At 41.3% G+C, this 11318-nt stretch carries 13 protein-coding genes; 9 read left to right on the top strand and 4 right to left on the bottom strand.

The window, feature by feature from the left end:
* Window positions 1-129: 129 nt before the first annotated feature.
* Window positions 130-1512: an MATE family efflux transporter gene (locus BN3456_RS00995; RefSeq protein ID WP_347457633.1), complete on the bottom strand. Its 1383-nt coding sequence runs from the start codon at window positions 1510-1512 to the stop codon at window positions 130-132.
* Between the two features lie 195 nt (window positions 1513-1707).
* Window positions 1708-2442 carry a hypothetical protein gene (locus BN3456_RS01000; protein WP_089982122.1) on the bottom strand — a complete coding sequence of 245 codons (735 nt, stop codon included), beginning with the start codon at window positions 2440-2442 and terminating at the stop codon, window positions 1708-1710.
* A 280-nt stretch (window positions 2443-2722) separates the two neighbouring features.
* Here BN3456_RS01000 and BN3456_RS01005 point away from each other — a divergent pair, with 280 nt between their 5' ends.
* From BN3456_RS01005 to BN3456_RS01025, 5 genes are all read left to right on the top strand, one after another.
* A complete protein-coding gene (locus BN3456_RS01005) occupies window positions 2723-3190 on the top strand; it encodes a YaiI/YqxD family protein (RefSeq protein WP_089982123.1) in 468 nt (155 codons plus the stop codon).
* A gap of 101 nt (window positions 3191-3291) precedes the next feature.
* Window positions 3292-3930, top strand: a complete 639-nt coding sequence (gene nth, locus BN3456_RS01010; RefSeq protein WP_089982125.1) for an endonuclease III domain-containing protein — start codon at window positions 3292-3294, stop codon at window positions 3928-3930.
* The gene (locus BN3456_RS01015) at window positions 3931-4743 is read left to right on the top strand and encodes a DNA-3-methyladenine glycosylase family protein (RefSeq protein ID WP_089982127.1); all 813 of its coding nucleotides are present in this window, start codon (window positions 3931-3933) and stop codon (window positions 4741-4743) included.
* A 9-nt stretch (window positions 4744-4752) separates the two neighbouring features.
* Window positions 4753-5115, top strand: coding sequence for a fluoride efflux transporter CrcB (gene crcB / locus BN3456_RS01020; RefSeq protein WP_089982128.1), 363 nt, complete (start codon window positions 4753-4755; stop codon window positions 5113-5115).
* Window positions 5116-5251: 136 nt separating this feature from the next.
* The gene (locus BN3456_RS01025) at window positions 5252-6247 is read left to right on the top strand and encodes a 2-hydroxyacid dehydrogenase (protein WP_089982130.1); all 996 of its coding nucleotides are present in this window, start codon (window positions 5252-5254) and stop codon (window positions 6245-6247) included.
* Window positions 6248-6400: 153 nt separating this feature from the next.
* On the opposite strand, the gene BN3456_RS01030 is transcribed toward BN3456_RS01025, so the two are convergent.
* The gene (locus BN3456_RS01030) at window positions 6401-6883 is read right to left on the bottom strand and encodes a DUF2798 domain-containing protein (protein ID WP_089982132.1); all 483 of its coding nucleotides are present in this window, start codon (window positions 6881-6883) and stop codon (window positions 6401-6403) included.
* 152 nt (window positions 6884-7035) lie between these two features.
* Entirely contained in the window at window positions 7036-7254 is a 219-nt protein-coding gene (locus tag BN3456_RS01035) for a helix-turn-helix domain-containing protein (RefSeq protein ID WP_089982134.1), read from the bottom strand.
* 119 nt (window positions 7255-7373) lie between these two features.
* Here BN3456_RS01035 and BN3456_RS01040 point away from each other — a divergent pair, with 119 nt between their 5' ends.
* The 4 genes from BN3456_RS01040 (at window position 7374) to BN3456_RS01055 (ending at window position 11171) form a co-directional block, all read left to right on the top strand.
* Window positions 7374-7655, top strand: a complete 282-nt coding sequence (locus BN3456_RS01040; RefSeq protein ID WP_089982136.1) for a hypothetical protein — start codon at window positions 7374-7376, stop codon at window positions 7653-7655.
* Window positions 7656-7912: 257 nt separating this feature from the next.
* On the top strand, window positions 7913-8866 hold the full coding sequence (locus tag BN3456_RS01045) for a helix-turn-helix domain-containing protein (RefSeq protein ID WP_089982139.1): 954 nt from the start codon (window positions 7913-7915) through the stop codon (window positions 8864-8866).
* Window positions 8867-9054: 188 nt separating this feature from the next.
* A complete protein-coding gene (locus BN3456_RS01050; protein ID WP_089982142.1) occupies window positions 9055-9990 on the top strand; it encodes a dihydrodipicolinate synthase family protein in 936 nt (311 codons plus the stop codon).
* 17 nt (window positions 9991-10007) lie between these two features.
* Window positions 10008-11171, top strand: a complete 1164-nt coding sequence (locus tag BN3456_RS01055; RefSeq protein WP_176699067.1) for a M24 family metallopeptidase — start codon at window positions 10008-10010, stop codon at window positions 11169-11171.
* The last annotated feature ends 147 nt before the right edge of the window (window positions 11172-11318 follow it).

Consider the following 11318-nt stretch of genomic DNA (forward strand, 5'->3'; position numbering starts at 1 on the left):
GTTCCGGCGGGGCTTATTTCAGTACCTCTATTCACAATACTGTCTTTTCATTTTTTTCAAAAATAGGACAGATTGGTACTTTAGAAGAAGTTATCTCTTTTGAAATTACATTTTGCGGAAACTCAAGTTTTATTTATTGTTGCCTTTCAGCGTTGTATCTAATTGTGATAAAAATAGCTGCCTCATTACAAGCCGATTGAGCACTGTTGTTATAATCACAGTACAGGCATCTGCCACTGCCTGGGCCATCTGAATTCCGAGAAGCCCGAAAGGCTTCGGAAGAATGAGCAGTGCAGGGATAAAGAAAAGTCCCTGCCTGGCGGAAGCCAATATAGAGGCATACAGGGTTTTTCCCATCGTCTGCATCATCATGTTATTCATGATAATCCACCCATTTAGTGTAAAGGTCAGACACTGAAGCCTAAGGGCAGTAGTTCCGATTTGTATGACATTGAGATCATCTCTGAACACACCTATGAGATGACCGGACACCAGTGTACCGAAAATGGCGAGCAGGAACAGGACAACAGTAGAAATTTTTACACAAAACCAGAAAGCTTCTTTTACCCGGTCATATTTTTTTGCGCCGTAGTTGAATCCGCATACCGGCTGGAATCCCTGTCCAAACCCAATCAGGGCAGAACTTGCAAACATTGTAATTCTGCTGACTATGGACATTGCGGCGATTGCTGCATCCCCATAGGGATTTGCGGCAATGTTGAGTGTCATGACAGCGACGCTTGCCAGCCCCTGACGAAATAGGGAAGGAAGTCCGCCGCCTACAATTTCCTTCAGGCGGCTTTTGTTGAACCGGATGTTGCGAAAACGGATGGGAATACAATTGGAAAACTTAATTCCTGCCAGCAGCATACAAAAGCTGACAAACTGACTGAGAATTGTGGCAAAGGCCGCACCTGAAATTCCCATGCGGAACACAAAAATAAAGAGTGGATCCAGTACAATATTTAAAATACCGCCTGTTGTGATTCCAATCATAGAGTAGAAGGCATTTCCCTGAAATCGTATTTGGTTATTAAGTACCAGCTGTGCAGTCATGTATGGTGCACCGGGAAGGATGACGCCCAGATACTTTTCCGTGTAAGGGAGAGTTGTGCTTGTGGAACCTAATAGGAGACAAAGTGGTTTCAGAAAGACAAGTCCCAGGACCATCAGCGCAAAACCAAGAAACAGTGCCGAGAAGTAACCGGTAGCCGCCAGTTGTTCTGCTCCACCGGAGTCTTTGGAACCGAGCCTCCTGGACATAGAATTCCCGGATCCGTGCCCGCAAAAGAATCCCATTGCCTGGATAATAGCCATAATAGGGAAAGAAAGTCCCACAGCCGCAGTGGCGCTAGTACCAATTCTTCCGACAAAAAAGGTGTCAGCCATATTATAAATGGAAGTGATCAGCATACTGATAATTGTTGGAACAGCCAGCTTGCCAATCAGACCGGGGATAGGTGATTCTGTCATCATTTTATATTTTTCGCTCTGAGACATTGTAGTGTGCAAGTTGTATCACCTCCTTAAAGTTATTCTGATATCATTATAGCATTTAAATGTTATAATTCAAAATCAGCACCGGGATACAGGAACATGGTATTTATTTCCTGGCTCACTAATTTGGCGGAGTCTCTATTTAGTAATGGGACGGTCTTGTTTTTGTCCTTAGTAATAATATTTGAGGCGATTTTCTTTAGCCTTTTTTTAACTGGCATGTCTTTCAGGTTTATATAGCCCTGCTATATTTCCCCCCCCCAACTCGGGCAGTACATTTGAAATATAACTGGCAAAAACCTTATTCGGCGATAGAATCATGATATTATCTGAATTTAAGCTTTTGCGAAAGCGATAGAGCAAAAAGGCTACCCGGTGCAGCGCTATTGAGGTTTTTCCGGAACCGGCTGCCCCTTGAATAATTAGAACCTTGGATGTCTCGTCTCGAATAACTTCGTTCTGTTCCTTCTGGATGGTGGAAACAATATTTTTCATCTTGTCACTTGAATTATGGCTTAATTCCTGCTGAAGTATCTCATCGTGAATGTTAAGACCGCTCTCAATCATATATTCTAAATTGCTGTCCTTTATTTTATATTGACGCTTCAGAGAAATTATACCGCTGATGAGTCCGGCAGGAGCATGGTACCAGGCTTTCCCGTTTTCAAAATCATAAAACATACTGGAAATGGGGGCGCGCCAATCGTAGATTAGTGTTTTACCGGTCTTTTTATCTGTAAATGCGCCGATACCGATATAAATAGTTTCTTTGGCTGTATCTTCGGATTCATCTGCCGGATGAAAATCTATTCTGCCGAAATAGGGAGAGACTATCATCCTTTGAAGTCTTTCTTTGGCTTTAAGTGCTTCTTCGCCTTGAATTGTTTCATCATAGGCGATTACACGATTAGAAGCTCTTTCTTCTTTTTTAGTCAAATGATGCATTGTAGAAAGTTCCTTTCTTAAACTGGAATTTTATTGTATAGGTGTCTGTGATCAGCCATTAGTCTGATTTTGCATAAATGAACTGTAACATAAAGTATAGCATGGATATAAAACATTACTAGACTTTTCTTCCCTTATGGATTATATTATTGTAATAGTACGCCCACAATGGGATTAAACAAAATGCACAATTAACACGTTAGCTAACCAGGGAATTATGTGCAAATTGTATACACTTATTTGGCGTATAAAGTTTATAAGGAAGAAGGGTGTGAGTAACATGAAAATTTTAATTGATGCTGATGCATGCCCTGTGGTTCACATAGCAGAAACCATAGCTAAAAAACATGGCATAGAAGTTGTTCTTTTGTGTGATACCAATCATGTACTACATTCGGATTACAGTGAAGTGAAGGTGATTGGAGCTGGGTCCGATGCTGTGGATTTTGCTTTGGTAAGTATTTGCCAAAAAGGTGATATTGTCATTACACAGGATTACGGAGTAGCCGCCATGATATTGGGCAAAGGTGCTTTTGGCATTCACCAAAGCGGTAAATGGTATACAGATGGAAATATCGACCAAATGCTTATGGAGAGACATCTGGCGAAAAAGGCAAGGAGAGCAAAGAAGAAAAATCATTTGAAAGGACCGTCAAAGCGTTCTGAAGAGGATGATATACATTTTGCCAATGCATTGGAACAGCTGATAGACAGAATTTCTGATTCAGAGGGGGAATTATATCTGTGAAAACAGCATTGACAATTGACGAGGCTCTAAGAGAAAAATGGCAGCAAATAAGCGTGACTATTTAGAACTAAGCTTTGTATAAAAAACAGGAGATAGTATATATGACTAAGAAGAAACTGGCACTGGAGGTAATCGAGCGCTTAAAGAAAGAATATCCCGATGCGGACTGTTCACTGGATTATGATGAGGCCTGGAAACTGCTTGTCAGTGTCCGCCTTGCGGCTCAGTGTACAGATGCGCGGGTGAATGTGGTAGTAGAAGACTTGTATGCAAAATATCCGGATGTAGATGCCCTGGCAGCGGCAGATGTGGAGGATATTGAGCGTATTGTGAGGCCCTGCGGCCTTGGAAAAACGAAGGCAAGAGATATCAGTGCCTGTATGAAAATATTAAAAGAACAGTACGGCGGAAATGTACCGAAAGATTTTGATTCTCTTCTCAAACTTCCGGGTGTGGGCAGGAAAAGTGCAAATCTGATTATGGGAGATGTGTTCGGAGCACCTGCTATTGTAACAGATACACACTGTATCCGATTGACGAACCGAATCGGTCTTGTGGATGGAATAAAAGATCCGAAGAAAGTAGAAATGGCACTGTGGAAGATAATTCCTCCCGCCGAGGGCAATGATTTTTGCCACCGCCTGGTGCTTCACGGGAGAGAGGTGTGTACCGCCCGGACGAGGCCGTTTTGTGACAAATGCTGTCTGAACGATATATGCGCTAAAAATGGTGTGAAATAAATGATTGAGAAAACAATACATTACTTTGATATTTCCCAGATATGCAATTCCGGACAATGCTTCCGTATGGGAAAGAAAGACAACAATACATATTTTGTGATAGCAGGGGATAAGTACCTGGAACTTAAGCAGATTGGAAAGCAATGCACGTTCTATTGCACAGAGTGGGAATTTGAAAACTTTTGGAAACATTATTTCGATCTGGATACAGAATATGATGGATACAGGAAATGTATCAATCCCCGGGATGTTTATCTGATGAATGCGGCAGAATTTGGAAGTGGAATCCGCATTTTGAATCAGGACCTGTGGGAGATGATAGTATCATTTCTGATTTCACAGCAAAATAATATTGTACGAATCCGAAAATGTATACAGAATATCAGTGAAGCCTATGGCGAGAAAAAACAGACAGAAGACGGCAGGGTTTATTATGCATTTCCGGAAGCAGAGGCACTGGCGGGATTGGAAGAGGACGAACTCAAGAAGTGCAATTTAGGGTATAGAAGCAAGTATGTGGTAAGGACGGCAAGAAGCGTCGTTAACGGAGAAATTTCTCTTTCTCAGATCAGGGAGATGCCTTATAAAAAGGCAAAGGAGGAACTGTTGAAATTGTTTGGAGTCGGAGAGAAGGTCGCAGACTGTATCTGTCTGTTCGCACTGCACCAGACGGCGGCATTTCCTGTGGATACTCATATTAACCAGGCATTGAAGCGGCACTATCCTAAAGGATTTCCAAAAAGACGGTATAAAGGCTGCGAAGGAATCATGCAGCAGTACATTTTTTATTATGAATTGCTGGGGAAGGAATAATAGAATAAAATGACAGGATTTATTTTTGTAGCGCTGGGAGGCGCTTTTGGGTCCATGCTCCGGTACGCAATCAGTTTGATTCCTTACAGGGGGACATTTCCCGTGTTGACGCTGATCACAAATGTGTGCGGGGCGGTACTGATCGGATATATTGCAGGAACAGCGACGGAGAAACATCTTTCCGATAATCTGGTACTTTTTTTGAAAACGGGGATTTGCGGCGGATTCACGACTTTTTCCACATTTTCCCTTGAGGCGTATAATCTGATTGGCCAGGGCAGGTACGGTCAGGCAGGAGTATATGTGGTTCTTAGTACAGGGTTGTGCCTTCTGGGAGTGTGGTGCGGTATGCTGCTTGCACGGGTTAGATAGGTGACAAAAAAATATATTGCTGTACGATAAAAGATGATGTAAGATAAAAGTGTTCAAAGGTTAGTTGCGTAGAACTTCTGGACAGGAACTATGCAGATATGTAATTTCGCACATCTCTTGAATGGAGGTATGAAAAATGAGAATATTATTTTATGATACCAAGAAGTATGACAGTGATTCGTTTAGTAAAGTTCTGGAAAGTTATCCCGGAATTGAGATTAAATATCTGAAGACAGACTTGGCACCGGTAACGGCATCCCTGGCGGCCGGATATGATGCAGTGTGTGCCTTTGTAAATTCAGAGGTGGGGACAGAGACAGTGGAAAAGCTCCACGAAGTTGGCGTGAAACTGATTCTGATGCGGTGCGCAGGTTTCAATAATGTAGATTTGGAAACCGCTCAGAAATACGGCGTCCGGGTTCTCCGAGTGCCCGGGTATTCCCCGGAAGCAGTTGCCGAACATGCTATGGCACTGGCACTGGGTGTCAACCGCAGGCTTCATAAAGCATATGTGAAGGTCAGGGAGAATGATTTCAGTCTAAATGGCCTGATGGGAGTGAACTTCCATGGAAAGACTGCGGGAATTGTGGGAACCGGAAAGATTGGAGCTGCCATGGCCAAAATCTGTCATGGATTCGGTATGAAGGTCATCGCCTACGATGTCTATGAAAATCCGGAAGTTAAGGCGTTTGGGACATATGTGGGTCTGGATGAGCTGTTGGCGGGCAGTGATCTGATTTCTCTTCACTGCCCGCTGACAGATGACACCCGCCATATGATTAACATGGAAACTATCCGAAAGATGAAAGACGGGGTGATTCTTGTCAATACATCCAGAGGAGCTCTGGTCAGGACTGACGATCTGATTGAGGGAATCCGGGCAAGAAAATTCTTTGGTGTAGGCCTGGACGTGTATGAAGAAGAATCGACAAATGTTTTTGAGGACCGCTCCAATGATATTCTGGAACACTCCACGACGGCCAGACTTTTGTCATTTCCGAATGTAATGATTACTTCTCATCAGGGATTCTTCACAGAAGAGGCGCTGGGGGCGATAGCAGAAATCACACTGGATAATGCGGAGATATTTGAAAAAGGGCTGGATACGCCGAACGAAGTGAAGCTCCAGTGAAACATAGATATCTTACGGATACATGCCTGACAGCGCAGGATCATTTTAAAAAGATAATGGAATATTGCAAGATTTCATATTGAAATTTAGCAGAAGGGGACAGTACGGATTAATTTGCGCTGTCCCCTTCTCTTGTGTACTGTCTCATCAATATTACGCCAATACTTTTCCTTCCGGGAATATTTTCCTAAAAAGGGTTCGGATGATCGGACCTGCGATAAGCAGCTGAAAAGGCAGGGCCATAATGAAATTTTTCGGAATATTGGTCAGCCAGATTATCCATAATGCCCCCAGGTTTCCTGTCGTAATACTTACCTCCAGTGCTCCGTAAAGGGACATCAATATAACCATCGGAATAACCATACAACAGGATATTGCAATTATTTTCTTTGTTGAACTGCTGCCGGGTTTGACCAGAAAACGAAACGCAACGTTCTTTGCAAATCCCGATACAAGAAACCAATCACACAGCATCGCAAAAATATAGGCGATGGGGAATCCAAGCCATCCTTCCTTCAGTACATCTGTGGAAAATCTTCCCATGTGCAGTGCAACATTGTACATGCTCATCCAGAAAACCATTATAAAACACATCATGATTGTATAGATAAAGCTTTCTCTTTTATTTTGCGGCATTTTTATTACTCCTCCTTATTTTGTCAACAAGCACTATTATATTGCTCTTTCAAATAATTCGTAAGTAATTTTTTCCTTTTCATCACTTTCCTGTTCAATCTGCAAAAATAAGTTCTTTTTTGTATACTTTTCCCTGAGTGCTGGTGCTTGAATTATAGTTCCTGATCCTCATCACTTGGCACATACTGGCAGATGTCCTGGATTTTGCAGTTTAAAATTCTGCATAAATCATTAGCGGTTTTCATGCTGATGTTCTCTCCATGCTTTAACCTATGCAGCGTACTGTGTGACAAATGATGTTTTGAGGTCAGTGTATACCAGTTTTCGTTTGATTCCTCTAATGTTTTCCAAAAGGGAGAATAATCTATCATTTTATCACCTCTTTCTTGATACAACTAGCATAAGATATATCTATATACTTGAATATCTTCGTAATTGTGAATATACTTTGAGGGTGAGTAATGAATGAAATATATAATGAGGTGATACAGTGGAAAGGGAACATGAGAAACTAATGAATACACATATGACATCGGAACAGCATGAGAAATTCCAGAAATTCATAATGGGGGATGATATGGACTTTTATGAGGAATACATTATAAACTTGTCACTGGAAGAGCAAAAAGAATTCTTTTTGGAAAATCCGAATTTCTTGTCCGGGTTCCAGGTGAACTATAACAAAATAGAGTTGTTGAAAGACAAGGTGTACAGAAATCTTTTAAGAAAGATCAGGGACTATGAAAGAAGAGGAGTTAAAACAGAGGATTAACATTTATCAGCGCTTTTTTTGCTGATTTAACTTGAGGTGTAACGACATAAATAATTGCATTTTTCAGAACTATCTATATAAATCGTTGGCGGTTCTCGCTTGAGTTCTTTAAAGTTTTCCAAAAGAACGAAGTCTATCATCGAAGCACCCTTTTCTTGATGCATTCAGAATAAGGTATATCTCTATACTTGAATATATCTGTAATTACGAATATACTTTAAAAAGATAACGGAGGAGATAAATAACGAGGTGATAATATGTATGAGATTTTTGATGAATTTTGCTGGTCAAAACAGAAAAAGACAATTACTAAAGACAAACATCATGTACCGGGGCTTGGGAATTTTTCTCATTGGAACTATACAACGTCTTCTACGCCTTCACCAATGCATTACCACTCGGATATCATTGAAGTTCATTGTCTTTTGAAAGGGACACGTTACACCCAGATTGAAAAAGACGGTCAGATTAAGAAATATACAACTATGGGCAATCAGGCATTTCTTACATTTCCTTTTGAAATGCACAGTAATGGAAATGAACCTTTAGCTCCATGTGAATTTTATGCTTTTCAGATTAATACCTCAGATCCATACAACATGCTCGGGCTGAACAGGGAGTATAGTTTTTTACTCTACCAGCAGCTTGTGAAGCTAAAGGATCATCATCTAAATATGGGGGCCACACACATTTCCACCTTGCGCAGTGCTTTCAATTTTTTTAGTGATTTAACACCTGAGTCAACTATGATCGGGATACAATTCTTAACCTGTTTTATCTTGAATCTGCAGTTTATGACACCAATTCAGGAATCTCAGATTTCTCAGGTAGAGGATTCGATCAAAAGGGCAATAGATTATCTGACAGCCAACATACACAGGAATATACAGCTTTCTGACTTGGCGGAGATATCAGGCTATTCCCTTTCCAGATTTAAATATAAGTTTAAAGAAAGCATCGGAATTACTCCTGCTGAATATGTCACATTGCAGAAACTGGAGGTTGCAAAGACACAATTATTGGAATCGCCAGTCAGTATTACAGAGCTGGCATACTCTCTTGGGTTCTCTTCCAGTAATTATTTCAGCTCGGTGTTCAAAAAGTTTACCGGCTGTACACCTCAGTTTTATCGGAAACAATACAGTTTTCCAATGCCGGAAAAGAGAGGGAACAGTATTGTATCTATTTTCACACATCCGGAAGAATCATAAAATCGTCTTGAGGACAATTTTGAATATTATCTTTGAAATAGTATTAACTAAAAAAACATAAAGACTTTCAGAAATCGTACTGTGTATTAAATTGAAAGTATTTTGATAAGCAACATGCTAGGATGATTTCAACAGCTAACCTGGCCGATTAGGTGAAAGAGAAAAAATGGAAAGATGGAGGCATGGAGATGGAATATCCAAAAAATACTTTTCCCGGAGGTGTCTGGCCGGTAATGTTAACCCCGTTTACGGAAGACAATGAAATTGATGAAGCGGGATTAAGAAGACTGGTGGATTGGTATATTGAAAATGGGGTGACGGGGCTTTTTGCAGCCTGCCAGTCCAGCGAGATTTTTAATCTGACATTTGAGGAGTGTAAAAGAATTATAAGTATTACTATTGAACAGACAGGCGGAAGGGTTCCGGTTGTTGCAAGCGGCATCGCGGCTGATGGATTGAAAGAGCAGGCAGAAGAAATAAACCAGGTATGGGAACTCGGTGTTGATGCCGTCATTCTGCTGACAAACAGGCTGGCATCTAAAAAAGAGAGTGATGAAAAATGGCTCGAAAATTATTATAAACTTGAAAAATTGATCGGTCCGGAAATCAAGCTGGGTGTTTATGAGTGTCCACAGCCGTATAAACGGTTGTTGTCAGTAAAGGTATTGAAAGAAATTTCAAAGACAAACAGGTTCTATTTTTTGAAAGATACCTGCTGTACAGCTTCTGTGATCCGAGAAAAGCTGGAGTCAATTAAGGGGACAAACTTAAAACTTTACAATGCAAATGCAACGACTGTACTGCAGTCCTTAAGGGATGGAGCGGCCGGATACAGCGGAGTTATGGCAAATTTCCACCCGGAATTATGGGTCTGGCTGACAAAGAAAGAAAATTTTGAAAGTAAGAAGGCGGAAGAAGTACAGGAGGTCTTAATGGCTGCATCTCTGATTGAACGGCAGTTGTACCCTGCAAATGCGAAATATCATCTGCAGGCAGTTGAAAATCTTCCGATTACGACAAGATGCCGCAATCAGGATTACACATTGTTGTATGAAACTTGGAAAGAGGAGGTACACATGCTTGACAGTCTATGCACCAGAACATACGAACAATATTGCAAATAATCGAGCAGGTGAAAGCTATGTCGGGAAAAGAAAAAGTATTTAAAAATATGATCAGGCGTGGGATAGATATGGTAGTTTTAGTAAATCCGGCCAATGTGAAATATGTCAGTGGGTTTGATGTGCCTTTCTGGCCGGCTTGGATGGGTGATGTGTCAAACGGACTGCCCATGATCACGGCGGTGCTGAGTGCAGAGAAGCAGACAATGAAACTTGTGGCTTCTGATTTATATAAAACTAAAATTATCCGCTCAGGTATCAGGGATGCAAATATTTATCGGTCTTTTACATACCTGGAAGAGAATGATGTGGACTTAAATTACGAAGAAATGCTCGGAAAGACCTTAGAGGAATTGGGGAATGGAAAACAGAGACCGGTTATAGGCGTGGAGCCGAATTTTGCGGTACAGCACATGCTGCAGATTATAGGGAGAACATTCCCAAGATACACATTTGAGAATGCCACTCAGATTTTGGCTGACAGCCGGTATATAAAGACAGCAGAGGACATCAAAGGACTGCAGGAGGCAGCCAGAGTCGCGGATGCTGCCCAGAATAAACTTTATGAGATTTCTAAACATGAAGGTAATTACACAGAACTTGATATCTGGTTTGAAGTTCAAAAGGCCGCATCAAAAGCGGCCGGATGCCTTACTCCGTTCGTTGGCGAATTAGTGACAGGATCTGCGGCTGGTTTGAGTGATTATCCCCTGGGACCAGAGGACAGAAAAGTTGAAAAGGGCGATATAGCTATTATGGATATCAGTCCCAGAGTCAACGGCTATTGGGGAGACTGCTCCAATTCTGTGGTGTTTTGGGACAGGCCGGATGAAGAGCAGAAAAAATATTTTACAGCTGTTAAAGCTGCTTTTGATGCGGGAGCCAGGGCAATACGTCCAGGTGTGAAATTTAATGAAGTAAATCACATTATGGAGGAAGAGTACAGCAAAAGGGGAATGAATTTCTGCAGCTATCAGGGTCATCAGATTGGCTGTAACGTCAATGAAAAACCGAGATTTACTTACGTGGATGATGCAGTAATTGAAAAAGATATGGTACTGTGTATCGAACCGCAGATGTATACCGGCAAAGCTGGGAAAACAGGTGTGAGGCTGGAACGTATGCTCCATGTTACGGAAAAAGAGGTGATTTCTTTAAATAAATTTCCGTGGGGAATAGAATAAGAAGTACTAAAAATGTATTTGGTAGTGTAAAGTAACCTATGAAAAACAGAACCTAAAAAATAGGTTCTAAAAGAACCTTGAAAATTGCAGATATTTTATTCCTTGGCAACGTCCGCCACCCTTGACGGCGCACCAAAGCAATGCTCT

The organism is Clostridium sp. C105KSO13, assembly GCF_001517425.1.
Lineage (GTDB): Bacteria > Bacillota > Clostridia > Lachnospirales > Lachnospiraceae > Muricomes.